Origin of the sequence: Citrobacter sp. S46_ASV_140 (assembly GCF_018919545.1) — a bacterium.
GTDB classification, from domain to species: domain Bacteria; phylum Pseudomonadota; class Gammaproteobacteria; order Enterobacterales; family Enterobacteriaceae; genus Citrobacter; species Citrobacter braakii.
This window is the reverse complement of sequence record NZ_JAHLRC010000008.1, coordinates 36,318-56,803: the sequence shown is the minus strand read 5'-3', so window position 1 is coordinate 56,803 and position 20,486 is coordinate 36,318. Positions and strand designations below refer to the sequence as shown.

General features: G+C 49.2%; 19 protein-coding genes, 1 tRNA gene, 1 pseudogene and 1 riboswitch. Of the genes and pseudogenes, 12 read left to right on the top strand and 9 right to left on the bottom strand.

Translation table 11 applies throughout. The features are described from left to right. Positions 1–6: 6 nt before the first annotated feature. From KQJ19_RS04365 to KQJ19_RS04345, 5 genes and pseudogenes are all read right to left on the bottom strand, one after another. Positions 7–843, bottom strand: a complete 837-nt coding sequence (locus tag KQJ19_RS04365; RefSeq protein ID WP_016152568.1) for an outer membrane protein OmpK — start codon at positions 841–843, stop codon at positions 7–9. Positions 844–938: 95 nt separating this feature from the next. Beyond that, on the bottom strand, positions 939–2,093 hold the full coding sequence (gene tsgA, locus KQJ19_RS04360) for an MFS transporter TsgA (protein WP_016156155.1): 1,155 nt from the start codon (positions 2,091–2,093) through the stop codon (positions 939–941). 38 nt (positions 2,094–2,131) lie between these two features. Continuing rightward, on the bottom strand, positions 2,132–2,839 hold the full coding sequence (gene deoD / locus KQJ19_RS04355; RefSeq protein ID WP_016156154.1) for a purine-nucleoside phosphorylase: 708 nt from the start codon (positions 2,837–2,839) through the stop codon (positions 2,132–2,134). A 184-nt stretch (positions 2,840–3,023) separates the two neighbouring features. Continuing rightward, positions 3,024–3,131 (bottom strand): annotated as a pseudogene (locus tag KQJ19_RS23940) (hypothetical protein); the annotation flags it as partial. Between the two features lie 147 nt (positions 3,132–3,278). Beyond that, positions 3,279–4,088 (bottom strand): CatB-related O-acetyltransferase, encoded by an 810-nt coding sequence (locus tag KQJ19_RS04345; protein WP_047501112.1) that lies wholly within the window; start codon positions 4,086–4,088, stop codon positions 3,279–3,281. Positions 4,089–4,639: 551 nt separating this feature from the next. Here KQJ19_RS04345 and KQJ19_RS04340 point away from each other — a divergent pair. The 8 genes from KQJ19_RS04340 (at position 4,640) to KQJ19_RS04305 (ending at position 11,833) form a co-directional block, all read left to right on the top strand. Continuing rightward, entirely contained in the window at positions 4,640–5,161 is a 522-nt protein-coding gene (locus KQJ19_RS04340; RefSeq protein ID WP_216403378.1) for a GNAT family N-acetyltransferase, read from the top strand. Positions 5,162–5,388: 227 nt separating this feature from the next. After that, positions 5,389–5,613, top strand: a riboswitch (cobalamin riboswitch). Positions 5,614–5,833: 220 nt separating this feature from the next. Continuing rightward, on the top strand, positions 5,834–6,889 hold the full coding sequence (locus KQJ19_RS04335) for an ABC transporter substrate-binding protein (RefSeq protein ID WP_216403373.1): 1,056 nt from the start codon (positions 5,834–5,836) through the stop codon (positions 6,887–6,889). Between the two features lie 66 nt (positions 6,890–6,955). Next, the gene (locus KQJ19_RS04330) at positions 6,956–8,023 is read left to right on the top strand and encodes an iron ABC transporter permease (protein WP_016156150.1); all 1,068 of its coding nucleotides are present in this window, start codon (positions 6,956–6,958) and stop codon (positions 8,021–8,023) included. Further along, positions 8,020–8,835, top strand: a complete 816-nt coding sequence (locus tag KQJ19_RS04325) for an ABC transporter ATP-binding protein (RefSeq protein ID WP_153690541.1) — start codon at positions 8,020–8,022, stop codon at positions 8,833–8,835. Before KQJ19_RS04330 ends, KQJ19_RS04325 begins: the two co-directional genes overlap by 4 nt. A 10-nt stretch (positions 8,836–8,845) precedes the next feature. Beyond that, complete coding sequence (locus KQJ19_RS04320; RefSeq protein ID WP_047501117.1) at positions 8,846–9,286, top strand: pseudoazurin; 441 nt, start codon at positions 8,846–8,848, stop codon at positions 9,284–9,286. 27 nt (positions 9,287–9,313) lie between these two features. Continuing rightward, positions 9,314–9,865, top strand: coding sequence for a ubiquinol-cytochrome c reductase iron-sulfur subunit (petA, locus tag KQJ19_RS04315; protein ID WP_049042414.1), 552 nt, complete (start codon positions 9,314–9,316; stop codon positions 9,863–9,865). A 1-nt stretch (position 9,866) separates the two neighbouring features. After that, the gene (locus KQJ19_RS04310; RefSeq protein ID WP_103766114.1) at positions 9,867–11,027 is read left to right on the top strand and encodes a cytochrome b N-terminal domain-containing protein; all 1,161 of its coding nucleotides are present in this window, start codon (positions 9,867–9,869) and stop codon (positions 11,025–11,027) included. A gap of 2 nt (positions 11,028–11,029) precedes the next feature. Further along, positions 11,030–11,833 (top strand): cytochrome c1, encoded by an 804-nt coding sequence (locus KQJ19_RS04305; RefSeq protein ID WP_200079703.1) that lies wholly within the window; start codon positions 11,030–11,032, stop codon positions 11,831–11,833. Between the two features lie 156 nt (positions 11,834–11,989). On the opposite strand, the gene KQJ19_RS04300 is transcribed toward KQJ19_RS04305, so the two are convergent. Both KQJ19_RS04300 and KQJ19_RS04295 read right to left on the bottom strand, forming a co-directional pair. Beyond that, positions 11,990–12,077 (bottom strand) — tRNA-Ser (locus tag KQJ19_RS04300). Between the two features lie 142 nt (positions 12,078–12,219). After that, positions 12,220–13,848: an ABC transporter substrate-binding protein gene (locus KQJ19_RS04295; RefSeq protein WP_216403372.1), complete on the bottom strand. Its 1,629-nt coding sequence runs from the start codon at positions 13,846–13,848 to the stop codon at positions 12,220–12,222. A gap of 270 nt (positions 13,849–14,118) precedes the next feature. Between KQJ19_RS04295 and yccA the strand changes: the two genes are divergently transcribed. Beyond that, positions 14,119–14,778, top strand: coding sequence for an FtsH protease modulator YccA (gene yccA / locus KQJ19_RS04290; RefSeq protein ID WP_016152501.1), 660 nt, complete (start codon positions 14,119–14,121; stop codon positions 14,776–14,778). 56 nt (positions 14,779–14,834) lie between these two features. Here the strand turns inward: yccA and KQJ19_RS04285 are convergent, their stop codons facing one another. Both KQJ19_RS04285 and KQJ19_RS04280 read right to left on the bottom strand, forming a co-directional pair. Further along, positions 14,835–15,311 carry a hypothetical protein gene (locus tag KQJ19_RS04285; protein WP_016152500.1) on the bottom strand — a complete coding sequence of 159 codons (477 nt, stop codon included), beginning with the start codon at positions 15,309–15,311 and terminating at the stop codon, positions 14,835–14,837. Next, positions 15,308–16,063 (bottom strand): winged helix-turn-helix domain-containing protein, encoded by a 756-nt coding sequence (locus KQJ19_RS04280; RefSeq protein ID WP_016152499.1) that lies wholly within the window; start codon positions 16,061–16,063, stop codon positions 15,308–15,310. Before KQJ19_RS04280 ends, KQJ19_RS04285 begins: the two co-directional genes overlap by 4 nt. 308 nt (positions 16,064–16,371) lie before the next feature. Here KQJ19_RS04280 and KQJ19_RS04275 point away from each other — a divergent pair, with 308 nt between their 5' ends. The 3 genes from KQJ19_RS04275 (at position 16,372) to KQJ19_RS04265 (ending at position 20,486) form a co-directional block, all read left to right on the top strand. After that, the gene (locus KQJ19_RS04275) at positions 16,372–17,115 is read left to right on the top strand and encodes a fimbrial protein (protein ID WP_047359363.1); all 744 of its coding nucleotides are present in this window, start codon (positions 16,372–16,374) and stop codon (positions 17,113–17,115) included. A gap of 74 nt (positions 17,116–17,189) precedes the next feature. Then, complete coding sequence (locus KQJ19_RS04270; RefSeq protein WP_016152497.1) at positions 17,190–17,696, top strand: CS1 type fimbrial major subunit; 507 nt, start codon at positions 17,190–17,192, stop codon at positions 17,694–17,696. 72 nt (positions 17,697–17,768) lie between these two features. Then, positions 17,769–20,486, top strand: coding sequence for a TcfC E-set like domain-containing protein (locus KQJ19_RS04265; protein WP_216403371.1), 2,718 nt, complete (start codon positions 17,769–17,771; stop codon positions 20,484–20,486).

The window sequence follows — 20,486 nt, the reverse complement described above, 5'->3', positions numbered from 1 at the left end:
GCGCAATCAGAACTTATAGGTGAGGTTGAAATAGTGACCCAGCCCGGTGGTACGCCCTGCTCCACCGTGGTTTTCCATCAATGCCATGTTGCGGAAATATTTTAAGCCATAACCTACCGCATAATGCTCTGAATGCCAGTAGATGCCGTTATACCATTCAATCGCGTTATTGCTATATAACGGCTGGTTAGCAATCTTGTTCGCGGCGAACTGGTAGTCAAAGTAACCCTGATAGTTCAAATAACTGCCGTTGGCGAACGTATAGAACGGCGTCGACCAGTTGGTCGAGAACATGTAACCATCCCACTTGCCTTCGTTATCTGCACCGTAATTTTCACGTACATAGTGCGCATAAATGTTCATTCCCACCAGACCAAACCACGGCACTTTAACATCCGTGCCGAGACCAACGTAATGCTCAAATAATTCCCGGTCACCAATGTTATTTACCGTTGCGATATAGAATTCGTTAAATGGCCCAACGGATAAATCTTTATTAAAAATGGCGTCGAGGGAAAAACGTGGAGATATCTTGGCAAAGAAGTTATCTCCCCCGTGACGATCGTCCTGCTCGCGATCCAAAATATCAAAGAAATCCACATAACCATACAGATCGATAATCCCGGATCGTGCGCCAAACTCCAGCTCAAGATAGGTGTCATTACGAATACCATAAGGCACTTTCGCATCCACACTTTGCATTAAGTTCATCTGCATCCAGTTAAAATCATTTTTGCGGATGTTGCCATCGGCATAATCAGCCGCAAGCGCTTGCGTACAGCACATCGCAATTACCGCACCCAGAACTGTTTTTTTCATCATTGATTTATTTTTCTTCAGCATTTTCAATTCCTTTGAGCAAGGTTGAGTGTCGTCCCACCAGATAAATGGCGTGTCGGCGGGCTATCTAATTAAAGAGGTAAGCGTTATTACTGTGTTTAATTACGTTTGAGTTTTAATGTACCCATCAACATAATAAAGATAATTAAATACAACACCGGTATTGCGTACATAATTTTCTGCAATCCCATAGTTTTTTCCATTAGCGCACTGATCGCCGGACTAAACATGGCGCCAGCACTACCGCTAATTAAAATATAAGAAACGTTCTGGCTACTCGCGCGCTTCACGAAAGAAACCCCGTAGGCAATAAAGGAGTTATACAGCGCTGCGCAGACAAACCCGTAACTATAGGCCAGATAATCAAGCCCGGAGATATTTTCCTTCGTGACAATGATGGTGGTAATAACGCAAGCTAACAAAATAATGCTAAGCAAGAAATAATGTATCTTTACGCGGGAAACAATAACGGTTGAGACTAACGCGCCGACCAGCGCAGCACCCCAGTATTGCGTAATAATATTACCTGCTTCTTCGAAGGGAATACCAAATTTGTTCTTCACAAATAATGGTGCCCAGGTCAGGAAGGTATACAGCGCCAACATACCTAAGAACAGGCCAATGCCTCCGCTGATAATCCCTGGATTCCACTCGGATTTCACCGGGTCTGCGCTATCCGCTGCAGGAGCCGTTTCACAGGCGGTAAAGCGGGTGAGAGCCACAACGCCCAGCGTCAGTAAGGCCACTATGCCTACGCTCAGATAGCTGTAACTCCACGACATATTGTGCGTCAGGGCGAAGGTGGTAATCAGCGGGAAAACTACGCCCGCGACGTTAAAGGTGGCGTCCTGCACCACCAGCATCGTACTTTGAATGCGATCCTGCCAAACCGAAACCACGATCGTTCCGGCCACGCACAGACCAATCCCGCCGCAGAAACCCACCAGGGTCATGGCGACCATCACCGGCCATAAGCCAGGGCTTAAGTGCATTGCCAGAGCGCAGAGGAACACTATCGAATAGATAATGAGCGTCATACGCTTAACGCCGATTTTCTCAATCAGGAAAAAGGCGGCAATGGTCCCAGCTAACGCCCCACCGTTAAGCAACGAAAATATCGAGGCGACGGTATTCACATCGGCACTGTAGCGTACTGCAATCGGTTCAATTAGCATGCCAAACTGACTGGCAAATCCTGCCATAATAAAATTTGCCAGAAAACTAATCAGCGTAAGTGCTATTTTATTCTTCATATAATGCCATCTCTGATTGGTTCATTTAAATGCTGATGCTAAGCCGTAACAGCTGTATTTAGCGCCAGCTCTATCATATTTTTAAAGGTTAACTGCCGTTCTTCCGCCGTTGTTTCTTCTCCTGTCAGGCAATGATCGGATACGGTTAATATAGCCAACGCTTCAATATTAAACTGATGCGCTAAAGCGTATAACCCTGCCACTTCCATATCCACACCCAGCACACCAAACTTTTCCAGTGCAGGTATTAAATTTTCGTCAGGATCGTAATAAAGATCGCCACTGAAGACATTGCCGACTTTAACGTCAATACCGGCCTTCTGCGCCAATGCCCACGCCTGCTGCAATAATGGAAAATGGGCAGATGTCGCCATCGTGTAGCCCGCGCTACGTTTTAAATTTGTGACGGAATCCGTTCCGGCGGCGATGGCAAGAATAATATCTCGCATTTTGACATGATGTTGTGTTGCCCCCAGACTGCCGACACGAATAATTCTCTGTACACCGAAATCATGTACCAGTTCATGAGCATAAAGCGTCATTGACGGTATACCCATGCCATGTCCCATCACCGAAACAGGTTGCCCAAAATAAAGACCGGTATAGCCCAGCATATTGCGTACATTGGTGACTTCGCGGTAATCCATTAGATAATTTTCGGCAATAAACTTAGCGCGAAGCGGATCGCCCGGCATAATAACGGTTGGCGCAAAATCACCCGCTTTAGCATTAATATGTGCAGTCATAACAATTCCTGAATTATGGGTATTGAAGATATGCAGGGATTGTAACCAGCGGTTTGCAGAGGATTGAGGACAAAAGTCCTGCTCAGAGGATCGGCCTCTCATTTCTGAGAGTTAGTGTTGCGGGCAGATGGAAAAGCAGAAAACGGCGTCCCCGCCGCGCAGGCAGGGAAAGCGCGCAGGACTATCAGGATTTATCGTTCTGTCTGCACAATAGAGCGGTGTAACGAGTATTCACTTTCCCGCTACGCTTACCATCTGGCCCGAAATAGCGATCGTTTCTACACAGACGCTCGGTGCCGGGCTGGTTAGTCCGGTCGTTGCTGCATATGCTGACAATGGCAAGACGCTCATCGCTAGCGAGATGCTAACTTTTATCATCGTGTTGTCCTTATCTCATTTTGCTTGCGCCGGATAATAGTCCCAACAATGACATATTTAACTAAAGAGTTGTAAATATTTCGGTAAGATTAAATTTTTTATATGCTTTTTCTTTTATAGTGCCATTCGATATCAACGTGCTCATTTCAGTGACAAAATTTATAATATCATCACACTTGCTGTTATCGGGTAAATCGGTGTAATTATAGTTCCACCATTTTATTTTTAACAACTGTTCAATAATATCTGACTCAAATCTGTATTTGATAATTTTCGCAGGAACCCCTGCGACAATAGCATATGGAGGCACATCTTTAGTAACAACGGAATTTGCTGCAACAACAGCACCATCACCAATTGAAATACCACCTTTTAAAACGACATCATTGCCAATCCAGACATCATTACCAATCGTTGTATTTTTAGGCTTTGTAATAAATGGTTTCAATACCCAGTTTTGTCCGAACTCGTTGGCAGCATATTTATCAAACTCGCCATTATAAGTAAGCATATGAGTTGTAAAACGATTCATAGGATGGTTCCCTCCCATGATTTTTACGTTTGATGCAATACTACAAAATCTTCCGATATTTACATTACCCGGAAAATAACAGGTTGGAAATGAAAACGCACCAACGCTAGAAAAACTTTTTACTGGCATTGTGGAATATTGTTCAGCAATAACATCAGCTTCAATTCTAATTTTGTCACCTTTCGAGAACAGTAACAAATTTCTTTCTTTATAAACTTTCTTACCTCTATGATTCAAAAAGATATCGTTATCCATGCAAAATTCATAGTGCTTCCGAGTCCATCTAAAAACAAAAACTTCATTTGTGTCTTCTGAAAAATTATAGAGTCTGATTTTCATACTGTTATTATCTGCTTTTATTTGAAAATGTACGATTAGATTAAAGATACTCTAAACCCTAACCTTAATCAACTATTACAGCATGAAATAATCCATATTGTAAATCACCTTGTTGTGACATTTACTCTTACCACTCATAATTTAGTTTCTATAATATTCTGCTTAGAGAATGAATACAGATATGTTTTGAGACGTCGTTTTCAAAAACAAAATGTCAGATGCTTTTCTATAAGGGCAATTCAGGTAATGAAGAAAAAAATGCAGCCCAGTTGCAAATGTCTGGCAGCCCAATAGGATGCAATTCTTTTTTCTGTCCCAAGAAGACGCTGAAATCCTTAGTTCTCGCGACAGCCTGACCTTCTGCGCGAAGAATTTTGTTAAGTGTTTCTGCCTGATTGCACTCTGTGGAGACCGCCCAAACACCCATTTATAACCCGTAATGAGAATAGCTCCGTATGCAATTGCGAGTCTGTCTCCTACTGCTCAATATTGTTTTTAAAGTGGTCTTATTGTTATTATCATTTTCCGTTCTAAATTTGAGTTATGCTGCCATGATCCCATTTAGGTTTAGTGAGATGACTCCCGCCGATATTCCTGCTGTTCAGTCGTTTCTTGTTGAGCATCTTAATTTATACTTCAATACCGGTAGAGCAATGCCTTCTGCCGAAGAAGATCTCTTTGATCTCGCACAACAGTATATCTTGCAGGAAAGGAATTCATTGCTTTGCGCGTGGAGTGAAAACCAGGAATTAATCGCTACACTGGCGGTATGTCAATATGATGATCGTATTACTGAACTACGTGGTCGCTATACCTTGTCTGAAACGGCGGAAATTTGTCGTTGCTACGTGGATGAGCGCTACCGCAGACAGGGGATCGGAAGTCAGTTGTTTGCTTTAGCTGAGGTATTCTGTCAGCGACATCAATATAAGACTTTGTATCTCCACACACATCATTTTTTACCCGGAGGGTATTATTTCTGGTTGCGTAACAATTTTAACGTGATTATGGATATGCAGGATGAATGGCAATTGGTACATATGGAGAGTACACAAAAAAGTGTCAAGCGCTGATATGCGGAACTTTTGATGGTGATCAATATGTTTCATACACAGAAATTTCAGCATGCGTGTAATTTGATCAATATCAACCAATTCTCATTTAGCTTCCTGTTGCTATTTTCATTTACAACATCGCAGTAACCAACAAAATCATAACCCACTGTATTAAATGGGTATTTTTCCCCACACCACTGCCTTTCATCTCTTGCCCTCTATGGTTGACCTTGTTAACAATTGCCGCTAGAGTCGCTTTCGACAGCATTTCATTACATTTTTGTATATGAATAGGAATATGGTGAGAATTATTCAATTCAATTCCATAACTGCCCCCGCAACTGTAGGCGGATGCAGAATATCCCTGTGTGGCTCATAAACCACAGGTCACTGTAAAGTTCATCTTTATGGGAAGGCCGATATTCTGATTACCGTGAGTCAGGAGACCTGCTGTCAAAGGTGTATGCCATTGAGTGGACGGGATGGTCCATGGGATGAATTATTTGACGCAAGCGGTAGTGTATTTATGAATAAGATTTTGGCTGAGTAAAGCTTATTTGCATTTTTTGCATATCTTCATTCTTAAATTTCACGATTCAATGTCATCTATCTTCATGTCTCCTCCCGATATATGGAATGAAATAAGCCATGACCAGACCTTAAGATTCTGGCATCAACGGGACGATGATAATGAACGCTAATTCTACCTTTTACTTCTCTAAAAAAACGCTTCTGGCTATTTTTGGCACGACTGCTCTCCTGCTTACTTCCGGTTTTTCCGAGGCAGCAAAAACCGAATATCCTCTGACGATTAAAAACTGTGGCCGCGATATTACCTTCAATCAGGCACCAACGCGCGTGGCGACGGTGGGTCAGAACAGTACCGAGATTCTCTATTCACTGGGGCTGGCCGATCGCGTCGTGGGTACTTCGCTGTGGTTTGGCCCGGTACTGGAGGCTTATAAAACAGCAAATGAAAAAGTCGCCGTTATCGCGCAAAATATTCCAAGCTTTGAAGGGATCGTGGCGAAAAAACCGGATCTGATCGCCAGTCAATTTGAGTGGCAAATCGGCCCTGCTGGCACGGTTGCCTCTTACGAACAGTTTAGTGAACTGAAAATTCCTGTTTACACCGCGCCAGCTGACTGTGCGAAAGATAACGAAGATGGTGGTGATGGTGTCCGTAAGGGCATGTTTGATATTGCCATGGTGTATCAGGAAGTCGCCGATCTGGCGAAAATCTTCGATGTTCAGGATAAAGGCGAGGCGCTGATTGCCAGCCTTAAAGCACGTGAAGCCGCAGCGAAAAATAAAATTACCGGAATGGGTGAGAATGTTTCCGCCGTGTTCTGGTTCTCAAGCGCCGATCTCCAGCTTGACCCTTACGTTGCCGGGAAGTTTGGTCCGGCGGCATGGATCGCCCAAACGCTGGGAGTGAAGAATGTGATTGATTCTGCTGAAGAGTGGCCAACGGTGGGTTGGGAAACCATCGCAAAAGCGAATCCTTCACTCATTGTGCTCGGTGAGATGAGCCGTCGCCGCTTCCCGGCGGATGACTGGAAGGTCAAGATGGAATACCTCAAGTCCGATCCTGTCGCCAAACTGGTTCCTGCCGTCAAGGAAAACCATCTACCGGTCATTGACGTACAGACCATGAATGCCGGGATCAGAACTATTGATGGTGTGGAAAAACTGGCTGATGCCCTTGTTGAATATGGCTTAGCACATCCGCAGGCTGCTCATTAATCTACGTTTTGCGCTATATCTTCACACGGTATAGCGCATCTCCGTTACTCAGGAACGCAGATAATCATGAGTGATTCACGCAGGATGCGTCGCGCTGTTGGTCAGCTTGCGGTGAGAGTCAGTGGGCATGCCGTTTGGGTCAGTGCGCTAATGTGTGGCGTGCTGCTGGCGGGGATTTCCATCGGCGAAACGCTTATCCCCTGGCAGCATGTTCTCAGCACGCTGGCAAATCATCTTTTTGATACACACTATCCTGTCGATGCGCTGGATGCAGGGATCGTCTGGAACTACCGCCTGACCCGAGCGCTGGTCTCGGCCAGTTGCGGCGCGTGCCTGGCTGTTTCCGGCGTAGTGTTACAGTCGCTGCTACGCAATGCGCTCGCCGAACCCTATCTACTGGGGATTTCTGCCGGAGCGTCCACCGGAGCGGTGCTGATTGCTCTCACTGGACTTGGGGCTGGCATCATCAGTATGTCATTGGGCGCTTTCATTGGTGCGCTGACGGCATTTCTGTTCGTTGCGCTATTGGCGATGGCCGCTGGCGGTAGACAAGGTGGGGGTGTAACAACCCAAATCATCCTTGCCGGGATCGCCAGCTCCCAGCTTTTCAATGCGATTACATCGCTTATCATCACCCGCTCAGCAAACGCCGAGCAAGCACGCGGTATTATGTTCTGGCTGTTGGGCAATTTGAGCGGTGTACGCTGGCCCGATGTAGTCTTAGCCATTCCTACCGCTCTGGTCGGTATCGCGCTGTGCTTCTGTTATGCCCGCCATCTTGATGCTTTCTCCTTTGGCGCGGAGTCTGCGGCATCGCTGGGCATTCCGGTAAAACGTACCCGTGCAGTACTGATTGCCGCCGTCACCGGCATGACGGCGATTATGGTCTCCATTGTGGGTGCGATCGGCTTTGTCGGTCTGGTGATCCCTCATGCTGCTCGTCTGCTGGTCGGCAACCAGCATCATCGACTGCTGCCGGTTAGTGCGCTTACCGGAGCTATTTTCCTCATTATCGCTGATGTTATTTCCCGCACGTTACTACCCGGTCAGGTACTACCAATAGGCGTGATCACGGCTCTGGTTGGCGCTCCTGCGTTTTCAATCATTCTGATTAGAGGAAACCAGAACAAATGACGGTGAATCTCGTACAGCCACTCGTTACCTCTGCGCAAGTCGTTATTGAAGCCTGTAATTTGTACTGGAAGGTAAAAGGTAAGACGATTGTTGAAGATATTTCGCTCAGCGTAACGCCCGGCGAGTTTGTCGGCATCATCGGTCCCAACGGCTCGGGCAAAACGTCACTGATTTCACTGCTGGCCGGTTTGCTGAAGCCAACTTCCGGGCGTATCACCCTGCAGCAAAAGGCGCTCCAGCATTATTCGCGCCGTCACCTTGCGCAGCGGGTGGCGTTGGTCGAACAACAGGCAGAAACCAGCGAGCGTCTTACCGCTTTACAAGCCGTTTCTCTGGGGCGCACGCCCTGGCTTAGCCTGCTCTCGCCCTGGTCCGCCAAAGATGACGATATCGTGCAAACTATGCTGGAGAAGGTCGATCTCCGTGAATTACAGCACCGATGCTGGCATACCTTTTCCGGGGGAGAAAAACAGCGCCTGCATATCGCCCGGGCGCTGGCGCAGCAGCCGCAGTTGTTACTGATGGATGAACCCACCAACCATCTCGACATTCAACATCAGATTGGCCTGCTTAGTCTGGTTAAACGTGAAAAGCTCACGGTCATTGCCGCTCTGCACGACCTCAATCATGCCGCGATGTTCTGCGATCGCATCATCGTCATGACATCCGGGCATATGGCGATGCAGGGGACTCCTTGCGCCGTGTTTACCCGCGAAAACCTCCATGCCTGGTTTGGTATCGACGCCATTGTTGAACATGAAACAGGCGCTGAAAACTGTTTTATCCGTTATCAAAGACCTGATGAATTTTAAGGAAGAATCGATGAAATATCTCAAACAGAGTCTGAAAGTTTTATGTTTACTCGCCCTCGCCTCTTCAACCTTCGCACAAACTCACGACGTTTTGATGAAAAATCGTGGGTCTGCGGGTCCAATGGTCTATGAGCCGGATTATCTGGAGATCCAGCCCGGGGATACGGTGAAGTTTATCCGTAAACATAAGAGCCACAACGCGGCTTCAATCGCTGAATTGTCTCCGGCTAACTATCCCGGTTTTTTGGGAAAAATAGATGAAGAGATCGAAGTAACTTATGACAATGCCGGATTTTACGGCATCAAATGTACACCGCATTACGCTCAGGGCATGGTGATGCTGATTAAGGTAGGAGATGCCACGTTACCAGCAAGCTATCGGGCATTCAAAGCACCGGGTATTGCTGATAAGCGCTTTCAGGAAATTTACGCGCGTATCGACAAACGTTAATCCGCGATACTCAGGGAGAAATTCGAGGTGACAGAGAACAAACTTGCAGATGGCGAAATCCAGGAACAGCGCCGGGAATGTCTGTGTAAACTGACAAAATTCGTCGGTGCGGCAGGCGTCGCTGCTGCCGTCTGGCCGCTGGTTTCGGCCCTGGGCCCGGATGAGAAGACTCTTGCGGAAAATGAACCGATTGATGTCTCTCTTGCGGGGGTTGCTGCTGGACAAACCGTCAGACGCGTATGGCAGGGAAAGCTGATTCTTATTCACCATCGCACCCAGGATGAGATTATTACTGCCAGAAGTGCCGACTGGCATACGCTTATCGACCCACAACCGGACAGCGAGAGGGTCTCTGCTACTCATCCTCAATGGCTGGTGGTTCAAGGGTATTGTCCACATGCCGGGTGCGTACCCAACGCCCGACCAGGAGGGGTGGGTTGGATCTGTCCGTGCCACGGTTCAGAGTTTGATACGTCCGGGCGCGTGACGCGCGGCCCCGCGACGACCAACCTGGCAATTCCGGACTACGTTATTCATTCGGATGGTCAGGCCGTGCGTATCGGCACGAAGGAAGCCTGAAATGAGGAGTGAGCGCGTCTATTCGCTTCGCTGGCGTATCCCGTTTCCTCGCTCGATTGCCGGACTCTGGGTATTCGCAATCGGCGCCATCCTGCTCGTTATACTCGCCGTGCAGATCCTTACGGGTATCGTGCTGGCGATGTTTTACGTGCCGACGGCCGAGCTGGCATTTGACTCCATTATTCATATTATGCGTGCGGTTCGCCATGGAGAACTATTACGCAACATGCATGCTATTGGCGCGTCGCTCTTTTTCTTTGCCTGTTATCTGCATATTTTTCGTGGCATGTACTACAGCGTTTACCGCAAGCCCTGGACGACAATGTGGATGATTAGCGTGACGCTGTATATCCTGCTGATGATGACCGCATTTCTTGGTTATAGCCTTATCTGGGGGCAAAAAAGCTACTGGGCGGCTACGGTAATTACCCGCTTTGCCCAGGCCATTCCGCTGGTGGGCGATACCCTTTACGCATATTTAGTCGGCAGCCATACTCCGGGAACGCCGATGCTTGGCCGCTTTTTTGTTCTCCACTTTATTCTTCCCTTTGTGATTGTCGGCGCAACGGTTTTTCATATTCGCACCGTACAGTCGGCGTTTGCGCAGGCGATGAAAAAGAGGTTTAGCGAGAAAGAGTCCAGGAGCCTGCTGTTCGATTACAAAATTACCGATCTTGATGCCATCAAAATCATCCTTTTTTTGATGATTTTCGCCTGGTTTTTATTCTTCGCGCCGCATTATCTGAGCAGCGCCGATAACTTTATTCCTGCGGATCCAACAGTTACACCCGCGATTGTTGCGCCGGAATGGTATTTTCTCCCCTTCTTCTCCATCTTGCGTTGCTTCCCAAATGAATTCGTTGGCTTAGCCGCAATGTGCAGCTCGGTACTGATTTTCTATTTCCTTCCCTGGCTTGATACTTCCCGGGCTCGTTTTCGCCATTACAGCAAACTGGTTAAATGCGGATTCTGGCTGTGGGTCATTAATGCCTGCTTTTTAGGCTGGTTAGGGTCGAAAGCGCTGGTTGGCCCCGATCTTATTGACGGTTTCCGTAACGAAGAGGGCTGGATCCGTGCCGCATCGCAGCTTTCGACTCTGATTTGGTTTGCCTGGTTTTTAATCGTATTACCTTGCCGTCGTTTTCTGGAAAAGCAGGATTGATGATGAAACAACTATTGAAAATCAGCATTCTGTCCTTTTCTCTGTTGGGACTGGGTTCCTCATATGCGCAGGAAGCCACGCCTGAACGGCAGGAATGGAGCTTCAGCGGCATCAATGGCCAGTATGATAAAGCGCAGCTTCGACGTGGCCTGCAGGTTTATGAAGAGAAGTGTCGCGCCTGTCACGGCATAAAGCACCTTAGCTTTCGGTCGTTGACCAGGCCCGGCGGTCCGGAACTCACGGCTGAAGAAGCAAGAAGTATCGCCAGCGGCTATCAGTTTCCTGAGATTCAGGATGACGGCCAGATTGGCGAGCGAGACGGGACGCTAAATGACAGCTTCATCTCGCCGTATCTAAACGAGCAGGAAGCACGATACCTTAACAATGGTGCTTCTCCCGTTGACCTGAGCTATATCGTGCGTGCCCGCTCATACGATCGCGGATTCCCGCAATTTCTGTTGGATGCTTTTCTGCCCTACACGGACCAGGGAGCAGATTACGTCTACGCACTGCTAACCGGTTATCAACCTGCCGATCCCGAACTTAAGGCTAATCGCTATTTTCCCGGTGGCGTGATTAACATGCCGAAACCGCTGACCAGCGGAGAGATTCAATGGCGCCCGGCGTCGCTACAAGCTGAAACGGAAGAGCAATATGCCAGGGATGTTACCGCCTTTCTGGCATGGGCGGCCGACCCAACGCTCGCAGAACGAAGACAGCAGGGATATTACGTTATGGGCTACCTGGCCTTTATGCTGGGGCTGCTATGGATATTACGACGAATGAAAAGGCGTTCGCTCATGTAGGCATTGCCAGATATGAAGATGATTCAGTTCGTCAGCTTTCCGCCGGGCAGCAGCGCTGAGTTGCCCTTGCGCGACTAAGGCTGGTGAAAGATGGCATGACATAAACTGCACAAAACGAAAAAACCCCGAGCTATTAAATAGCTCGGGGTTTATGTTTGGCGGAAGCGTAGAGATTCGAACTCTAGAACCCTTTCGGGTCGCCGGTTTTCAAGACCGGTGCCTTCAACCGCTCGGCCACGCTTCCAATGAGGCGCACTATAAACATCCCGAACGGACCTGTAAAGCACCAATGCGTTCGTTTGCCTGAAAAACAGCCAAAATATTGTTAATCGACTGAAATAACAACAGATTGACCGTTTATTCAGCACAAATACTGGCTACAGCGCTTAATGTTTTTTGATGAACATATCTTTGGTGTAGTAATTTCCCCGGTTATCTGGCGCAAATCCTCCCACCCACGGCTTCACAAGATGCGTACGGACATAGTGGTAAACCGGAATCGCTGGCACATCCTCTCCTAAAAGGTCTTCAGCCTGCTGGTAGTATTTGCCTCGCTCCTCCAGCGAAGTTGCTTTCGCCGCATTGCGCATCGCGTCATCAAAAGCGGGATTGCTGTACCTGGTGGTATTCTCGCTATCGCCGGTACGGAAAATATTGAGGAAACTTGAGGCATCATCATAATCGGCGATCCATGCGTAGCGCACGACGTCAAAATTACCGGTGTGCATGGTATCCAGCATGGTTTTCCATTCCTGATTTTGCAGCTTCGCCTCTACGCCGAGGTTTTTCTTCCACATTGACGATGCGGCAATGGCAATACGCTGGTGCGTTTCGAAGGTGTTATAGAGCAGATTTAAGCTAAGCGGATGCTCAGGGCCATAACCGGCTTCAGCCAGCAGTTTCTTAGCTTCGGCAATGCGTTTTTCGAGCGGCCACGCCGCATATTCCGGCGCATGCAGTTGCACTCCCCCTATTTCCGGCTGGCTGATAACCCACGCCGCGCGTTGTCCCTGCCCCATCACCTTTTGTGCGATGATGTCTTTATCTAACGCCATATTCAGCGCCCGGCGCACGCGCGGGTCATTAAACGGTGCTCGCGTCGTATTGAACTGATAGTAATAGGTTGAAAGCTGAGGTGAGACATAGAGTTCATCGCCCATCGTCTTTTTCAACTGCGCAAACTGATTGACCGGGACGCTATACACAATGTCGATTTCGCCGGCCTTATAGCGGTTAACGTCTGCGGACTCTGAACTGATGGGCAAATAAGTGACCTTATCAATGACGGTGTGCCGATCGTCCCAATAATGCGGGTTACGCACGGCAACGATGCGCTCATTGACTACCCACTGCGATAACTTGTACGCCCCGCTGCAGACAAAATGTTCTGGCCGGGTCCACTTATCACCAAAGCGGCCGATCAGCACTTTATCCAGCGGAACCAGTGACGGGTGCGCCAGCATCGCCAGAAACGCCGCCGTTGGCTGCGTCAGGGTAATTTCCAGCGTGCTATCATCCAGGGCTTTGACCCCGATATCGGCAGGATCTTTTTTCCCTTGGGCAATATCGAGGGCGTTTGCTACGTGCATATTGCCCAGATACGAGGAATAAGGTGAAGCTGTTTGCGGTGAGACCAGACGCTGCCAGCTCCAGACGACATCCTGTGCGGTAATGGCAGACCCATCTGACCAGGTTATGCCCGGACGTAAATGAAAGGTCCAGACGGTGTTGTCTTTGTTCTCCCAGGACGCGGCCAGCCGGGGTTCGATAGACCCATCCGACTTAACCGCCACCAGTCCGTCGAACATATCGCTGATTAAATTAAACTCAACGTTGCTTTCGACTTTATGCGGATCCAGCGACGCTGGCTCACTGCCATTGTTTCTGACCAGTTCCTGTTTTTCTGCAAGAATTGTTCCTGCGGGAACATTTGCCGCCATCGCCGCGCCGTTGATAGACATCAAACAGACAGTCAACAGCGTAAACGTCAATATCTTCGATTTATGTTGAATCATTCCCTTTACCTTATTGCTCTGTTTTATGTAGACACCGCTGTCACTGTCAGAGAGAAACAGGAATAACGCAATATTTTTCAGTTACCTGGCAGATATCTAACAGGCATTTTTACACATATAGTGCTAACATCTGATTCGGGAGCTTTTGTTGAAATAATATGCTTAAGCCTGGCGGGTTAAAATGCGTAAAGATGGGTAAAACCGCTGTGTCATTCCCCTTGATTTCATTATCCTCCATCATTAATTACATCTGTCATAAGAGAGTGACTCATGGATCGTATTATTAGTTCTTCACGCGATCGTACATCGCTACTCAGCACGCATAAGGTGCTGCGCAATACCTATTTCCTGCTCAGCCTGACGCTAGCATTTTCGGCGCTCACTGCGACTGCCAGTACCGTACTGATGTTGCCCTCTCCGGGGCTTATCCTGACGCTGGTGGGTATGTATGGTCTGATGTTCCTGACCTATAAAACGGCGGATAAACCGGTTGGTATTCTGTCAGCTTTCGCTTTCACCGGCTTCCTGGGCTACATTCTGGGACCGATCCTGAACACATACCTGTCTGCGGGCATGGGTGATGTTATCGCCATGGCTTTGGGCGGTACGGCGCTGGTCTTCTTCAGCTGCTCAGCCTATGTGCTGACCACGCGGAAAGACATGTCCTTCCTCGGCGGTATGCTGATGGCAGGGATCGTGGTGGTGCTGATTGGTATGGTTGCGAATATTTTCCTGCAGTTGCCGGCTTTACATCTGGCGATCAGCGCGGTGTTTATTCTGATTTCTTCAGGCGCAATCCTGTTTGAAACCAGTAATATCATCCGTGGTGGTGAAACCAACTACATCCGTGCCACCGTCAGCCTGTACGTTTCGCTGTACAACATCTTCGTCAGCCTGCTGAGCATTCTGGGCTTCGCCAGCCGCGATTAATCAGCATCACTGATACGAAAAAAGAGAATGCCAATGGCATTCTCTTTTTTTATACCTTATTGACCCCGGCAGATATAGGTAGGATAGCGCCGGTCCTGAATAAGCCACACAGCAGGTGAAAGTTCAGAGATCGTCAGGTAGTAGCGTGAGGTCGGATAGGCGAAGCTCCCCCATTGGGCATTCGGCGTATTGTCACTGTGGCGAAGCCAGGTTTTGGTGTAGGTCAATACAATGACGTTGTCATCGTCCCGCTGCTCCCACGTAAAGTCTACATCCCTGTCAACGATAAAATTTTGCCCGCCAGCTCTTGCCGCACCTTTATAGGTGGTCAACCCTGTACCGTCCCGATGAAAATAGAACTGAGCAAGGGCATTTACCTTCACTTCACTTGCTTTCCCTTCATTGCGCGTAAAGTTAAATTCAGTGCTGCAGGCCAGCACATCGCTTTTTCCCGTCGCGCCGCAATAGTAAAACAGCGCCAGCGCGCCGCCGACCAAGGCTCCGCCCAGTCCAAAAAGAAGCCTTATTTTCATTTTCCAGCCCCGTTTTTATAGCGAATGGTCTTGCACAGACGTGTTTTATTGACCGGGCAGGCCCCGATAAACAGTTCATCAGCAGTTGCAAGCGAAAAACGGGCGCTGAAAAAATAAATAGCATACTCCTCGCGCTCGCAAGCCACGTCATTGGCCTCCAGTCGCTCAGCTAATTTTGATAGCACTAACGGCCGTCCATGATCTTCGATGACCCAGATACTACAACGCGCGATTTTTTCCTGGACCGGCTTTAATTTCGCCGGAACAGTTATCTCCTGCGGGCGGCTAACGTAAAAGATCGCTCCCAACGGCACGGCAATCAATGCCCCTATTCTGAACCACTTTTTCAGGGATACTCGCCGGGGCAGAACGTCTTGTTGCGCTGAGGGGGGTTGCGGATCAACGGCTTGAATTTTCTCTCCAGGCTGAAAAATCACATCAGCATCAAAACGGAAACCATAGCGCGGGACAGTGACGATCAATTCGTGCCCCTCTCCCAGAGACTGGAAGCTTTTACGCAGTTCGCTTACCGCTTTATTGAGATTATTTCCTGATGGCGTAAAGCCAAATTCTTCCCACACGCGAGCGATCAATTCCTCCCGGCTTAAGTCGCGTCCTCGGTGTTTAATGAATTCCTGTAAAAGACGAACGGCTGGCGCCGAAAGTGTTAATACAGACTCGGGTTGTCCAACAAGACTTATTGCATGTGCTTCAGGATCAAATAACAACGAATTATTGCATATAAAAAACATCTTTTATTCTCGGCTGTTACCGCATGCTTTTTATTCCCTGGTACGTCGATATGAAAACCGCCCCCTGACCTGCTTATTTTTTCATCAGAAGGAATTTTCCTCCCATCCTTGGCCGCGGTATTTTCGCTTAACTATACAACCTTAAAGCCAGAAAAGCAGGATAAAAAACTGTATATAACGAGTTAACTAATACAAATTTTCACAAACCGCTGTTCTGGTTAAAGTTTCCCTGCCCTGAAGCGATACGAAAGCAGACGGTGTCCTGGTGTTAACGCGCCGCCTTTAAACTCAGAGCAGGCAGACTGATTGTGAAACAGAAAAAAAGAGTGAGCATGACAACCGCCTTTTATGTCGCCGCGCTGTCATTGCCATTTTTCTCAGAAATGACAATGGCCAATATGAGCGTGTATCCCATGGAACTAAATGTAGACAGATCCGGTGCGGCGCAAATAAAGGTGGCTTCAAAAACGGATGATATTCAGTTCATTCGGGTGAGGCAAAAGAAAATTCTTAATCCCGGAACGGCCCAGGAAAAAGAAATTGACGTCGCTTCGTGGAAAGAAGGTGGCGTGGTGGTTACGCCCGAGAAATTTGCTCTAGCTGCAGGCGCGATGCGCGTTGTTCGTCTGGTATCGCTTATACCGCCGAAAAAAGAGACCACCTGGCGTGTCTATTTTGAAGGGGTAAAACAACCTGACAGCATTATTCCGGGCAAGGCAGAAACCCCTGCAGCAATGGCGACATTAGGTGTCAATGTGATCTGGGGCGCACTGGTCCACATTGCTCCAGAAGAAAACGTAATTTCACTGTCGATTGACCCTCGCCGGGGAACGTTAAAAAACAACGGCACATTGCGTGTGCCGCTCAGAGAGATTGGTATTTGTGATGCTGTTTCATCGTGTAAATGGATAAAAGAAGACGCGACGATTTATCCGGACACTGAACGGAAATTAAAAACGCTCACTATGAAACAGGGTCAGAAATATAAGTTCCGCTACTTCAACTGGGTGAATAAAACCGCTGAAGAAGCTGATTTACCCGTCGTGCAATAACACGACGGCACAGTAAAAACCCACGTAGTTTGTTTAAAGAGCCAAGGTGCTCATTTGTAAATATGGAGATATCAATGCGTAACTATATTAAACCTCTGATGATTGTTGCCGCGATGGCCTCGTCCTTTAGCGCGCTGGCGATTCAAAAAGATATTACCGTCAACGCCAGCGTTGACTCACAGTTGGATATGACTCAGGCCGATAACACGCCACTGCCGGCCAGCATCGACATGCAGTACCTGCCAGGTCGTGGGCTGGAAAGCTACCGCCTGAACACCAAGGTGTGGTCTAACTCCGCCACCAGCAATGTCAAAGTGCGCCTCGTTAGCGCAGCTAAGCTCACCAATATGGATGGCGACGAGACTGTACCGATGACGGTGATTCTGGGTGATAAAACACTGTCTACCACCGATGCCGAATTTACCGGAACTGAACTGTTCCCAGGCAGCATTGAAAACGGTTCAGCGGTACTGCCACTGACCATTTCTCAGACCACCAAAGGCATTCTGAAAACCGGTCAGTACAGCGGCGTTGTCAGCCTGATGCTGACGCAGGCGACGACCACGGAAGGCGGTGCGTAACACCACAGTACATAAGGGATAACGTCAGAGGGTGCCCACCGTCTGACGTCAGGATGATGTCGAGGCTTGGTCATGGCGTTTCACAGAAATACTCTCCTCTTAGTTGCTTTATTACCCGCATCCATCCAACTCGCCTGCGCCGAGATGGCCGTCCCGGCAGGGTTTGAAGATCTGGCGAAAACGCAGCGCCTGTGGATAGAGGTTAACCTCTATGGCGAATCGCTTGGCCTTTTTGAAACGGATATCACACTTGAATCGGTCAGTTTTGTCGCACCCGAAACCGTGGTCGCGGCTATCAAACGTCAGTTTAATGACGCTCCTGCCCTCGTTGCCACCGTGTCTGCAGCTCTCGCCGTTCCACTTGCCCGTAACGGCAACCTGGCGTGCAGCAGCAATGGCTCCGCAACGGGATGTGATTACATTGATACCCATCGCGCGGCCATTATCTATGATGAGAATAACGCGCGCATTAGCCTGTTTTTGGACAAGAAATTTCTGCCTAAACAGACCACAGAAAACCAGTGGTATCAGCCTACGCAGGGCACTGAGAATGCGTTGATCCATCAACAAAATATCAATTTTGTTGCCGACAGGGATTACCAGTCAGCCACCGTTCAGGGCAATGGCGCGCTGGCCATGACGCAGGACGGCTACTTTAATCTCGACTGGACCTGGCTGGGGCAGCGTTCAAGGCACCAGCAGCAACAAGAAATAACCGTCAACAATGCCTGGTTTCGCCAGGATATCTGGCGTCAGTACTATATTCAGTTAGGCGAGATGGATACCCGCGATCTGTTCAGTAATGCTGGTGGGAATATCAACCTCAGCCAACTGCCGCTGGGCAAAATTCGCGGCCTGCGCGCAGGCTCGACAAGGGCATGGATCAATCCGGTTCAGCAGTCAAAGGGTACCCCCATCACCGTGCTGCTTTCCCATGATGCGCGTATTGACGCCCGCCGGGGCAATCAGCTGCTGGCCAGTTTTTATCTCAATGCTGGGGCCCAGACTCTGGACACGCGATCGTTCCCCGACGGGAGCTATACCGTGACGCTGTCCGTCTATGAAAATAACCGGCTGACACGTACCGAGCAGATACCGTTTACCCGCACCGGTATTACGCCGTTTGACCGCGTCGAGTGGTTCCTGCAGGCAGGCGAAACCGACAATAACAATCAAAACGATGAACGTAGCGCGGTCGCTCAGGCGGGTGTCCGCCTGCCAGTCACTCCAACGCTGGCACTCACCAGTGGCGCAGCGATAAAGAAAAACCAACGTTTTCTGGAAAATGCACTCGACTGGAGTCGTGGTTTCAATGCGGGTCCGATCGATGGCGTACTCTCGACCCGGTTTAGCTACCTTTACGGCAGCGAAGGACAACGCGGCAATATTCAGCAAATCAGCTATAACGACGGCTTTTCACTGAGCTTCTATCGCAACGCGTTATCAGCGGAAAACTGCAATACCCGAAGCGCGGGATATGACGCCGTAAATGGCTGTTACCGAAGCCTGTCGGTGATGTTCTCCGTCCCTGTCGGCACCTGGTACGCCAGCCTGGGATATTCGGATAACCGCAACGAAGGACGGTACGTTTCTCGTCGGGAACTCCCGGACAGTGACGATCGCCACGATGCAGGCTTGCCCTGGGAGTCGGTTTATATGACCCGCTCACGCACGCGGGCCTGGCAGGGTGGCTTGAGTACGGCTTTCAGCACGCGTGGTCTGAACATCAACAGCAGCATTAACCTTTTCATGCGTAACGATGACTCACGCGAAGGCAGGGATAAAGGCGGCTACCTGAGCGTGAGCCTGTCAATGGCGCATAACCATCAGGGCAATGCGACAAGCTATACCTCTCTGGGCGCGACATGGCAGCACCAGCAGCATGAAAAAAACCAGTTGAGCTATAACGTGGCGCACAACTGGTATGCCGACGCACGTGGTGAAAATGAGTATGGACTGAGCGCATCAGGTATTAACAGCGATTCACTCAATACCTCTGCCTACACGCGCCAGGGCGGACGATATGGCAACGGGAGCCTGACAGTCAGCGATGCCTGGGATCGTCAGGATCGGCGCCATACCCTGAGCAGCAGCGGCAATTACAACTCCACGCTTGCGCTGTCGCGCTCTGGTCTGTGGCTGGGCCGCTGGAGCGACGGACGTCCTGCTTCAGCCATCGCGGTTAACGTTGCCACACCGGAAGATTCCCAGGATCCGAGTATTGCCGTGTCGCTGGATAACGGCGGCAGTGCAGACATTCCAGGCAATAGCCGCGCCCTCTTCGCCGTGCCGGGCTATCAGCAGACTACGTTGACGATTAACGAATCGCTGGATGTCTCGCGGGGTGCCAGCAGTGAAATCACACAAGGTTCAGGCAGCAGAACGTTGTTTATGGTGCCTGGCAAACTGCTCCGCCGGGACGTGCAAACCACGGCAAGCTACACCTGGCTCGGCCAGTTAACTGACGAGCGACATTCGCCGTTTATCGGCGGCGTGCCACTGAACGTTAACGGCTGGAGCGACCTTGGCAACGGCGGGTTTAGCGCTCAAAGCGACGCTCTGCTGCATAACCTCTACCTGGTGCGTCAGCAGCAGTTTTATCAGTGCGAGCTGAACGTAAAGAGTATGCGCGACGTCGTGCGTTACGTCGGGTCGATCCCTTGCCGGGAATTAACCTTCTCTGCCCTGCCGGATACTGTCCAGCAACAGGCACAGCTGATGCTCGCCGGACGATCGGTACCAACGGGTCCAACTGCCATGAATGCAGACAACATCACAAAAGGGAAATGA

Bases quoted from the DNA above. Each gene is read 5' to 3' on its own strand.
- KQJ19_RS04365 (WP_016152568.1), bottom strand. From the start codon at position 843: ATGCTGAAGAAAAATAAATCAATGATGAAAAAAACAGTTCTGGGTGCG.
- tsgA (WP_016156155.1), bottom strand. From the start codon at position 2,093: ATGAAGAATAAAATAGCACTTACGCTGATTAGTTTTCTGGCAAATTTT.
- deoD (WP_016156154.1), bottom strand. From the start codon at position 2,839: ATGACTGCACATATTAATGCTAAAGCGGGTGATTTTGCGCCAACCGTT.
- KQJ19_RS04345 (WP_047501112.1), bottom strand. From the start codon at position 4,088: ATGAAAATCAGACTCTATAATTTTTCAGAAGACACAAATGAAGTTTTT.
- KQJ19_RS04340 (WP_216403378.1), top strand. From the start codon at position 4,640: ATGATCCCATTTAGGTTTAGTGAGATGACTCCCGCCGATATTCCTGCT.
- KQJ19_RS04335 (WP_216403373.1), top strand. From the start codon at position 5,834: ATGAACGCTAATTCTACCTTTTACTTCTCTAAAAAAACGCTTCTGGCT.
- KQJ19_RS04330 (WP_016156150.1), top strand. From the start codon at position 6,956: ATGAGTGATTCACGCAGGATGCGTCGCGCTGTTGGTCAGCTTGCGGTG.
- KQJ19_RS04325 (WP_153690541.1), top strand. From the start codon at position 8,020: ATGACGGTGAATCTCGTACAGCCACTCGTTACCTCTGCGCAAGTCGTT.
- KQJ19_RS04320 (WP_047501117.1), top strand. From the start codon at position 8,846: ATGAAATATCTCAAACAGAGTCTGAAAGTTTTATGTTTACTCGCCCTC.
- KQJ19_RS04310 (WP_103766114.1), top strand. From the start codon at position 9,867: ATGAGGAGTGAGCGCGTCTATTCGCTTCGCTGGCGTATCCCGTTTCCT.
- KQJ19_RS04305 (WP_200079703.1), top strand. From the start codon at position 11,030: ATGAAACAACTATTGAAAATCAGCATTCTGTCCTTTTCTCTGTTGGGA.
- KQJ19_RS04295 (WP_216403372.1), bottom strand. From the start codon at position 13,848: ATGATTCAACATAAATCGAAGATATTGACGTTTACGCTGTTGACTGTC.
- yccA (WP_016152501.1), top strand. From the start codon at position 14,119: ATGGATCGTATTATTAGTTCTTCACGCGATCGTACATCGCTACTCAGC.
- KQJ19_RS04285 (WP_016152500.1), bottom strand. From the start codon at position 15,311: ATGAAAATAAGGCTTCTTTTTGGACTGGGCGGAGCCTTGGTCGGCGGC.
- KQJ19_RS04280 (WP_016152499.1), bottom strand. From the start codon at position 16,063: ATGTTTTTTATATGCAATAATTCGTTGTTATTTGATCCTGAAGCACAT.
- KQJ19_RS04270 (WP_016152497.1), top strand. From the start codon at position 17,190: ATGCGTAACTATATTAAACCTCTGATGATTGTTGCCGCGATGGCCTCG.
- KQJ19_RS04265 (WP_216403371.1), top strand. From the start codon at position 17,769: ATGGCGTTTCACAGAAATACTCTCCTCTTAGTTGCTTTATTACCCGCA.